Genomic DNA, 440 nt, shown 5'->3' with positions numbered 1-440 from the left:
CGCCATGCTGCGTGACGGCACCATTTACCAACCCAAGTCAGCCCCTAACGCTTGACGAAACACATAGGGGCACCCCCTCCGATAGACTGCGCCATCTTATTTTTGTTTGAATGGCCAGCGGCGTGCGCTCGACAGCCGCAATACGCTTGCGTCGCCGCTTGCGCACGCTCAACCCCGCCTTGCTGTACAGGCGCCAGATGCGCTTGTGGTTGTCGACGCAGCCATCCCGCTGCAACAGCACGTGAATCCGGCGATAGCCGTATCGGCGCTTTTGCGCGGCGATGGCCATCATCCGGCCAGTCAGCGCTTCGTCGTCAACTCGGCGGCGTGATTCGTAGTGGAACAGCGAGCGCGAAATCCCTCCCAGCCCGCAGGCCCGGGTAACACCCATGGCACGTTCGGTCATCAATATCCGGACCGCTTCGCGCTTGGCCTGCGGG

General features: G+C 62.3%; 1 protein-coding gene. It reads right to left on the bottom strand.

Features of this window, described 5'->3' with window-relative positions; translation table 11 throughout:
- Positions 1-37 precede the first annotated feature (37 nt).
- Positions 38-440 (bottom strand): IS3 family transposase (locus DID99_RS38315; RefSeq protein WP_260444809.1); only part of this gene is annotated, 403 nt, incomplete at its 5' end.

Source organism: Burkholderia sp. Bp8986 (genome assembly GCF_003854225.1).
In the GTDB taxonomy this organism is placed as follows: domain Bacteria; phylum Pseudomonadota; class Gammaproteobacteria; order Burkholderiales; family Burkholderiaceae; genus Burkholderia.
This window is presented reverse-complemented; position numbering and strand designations above follow the sequence as displayed.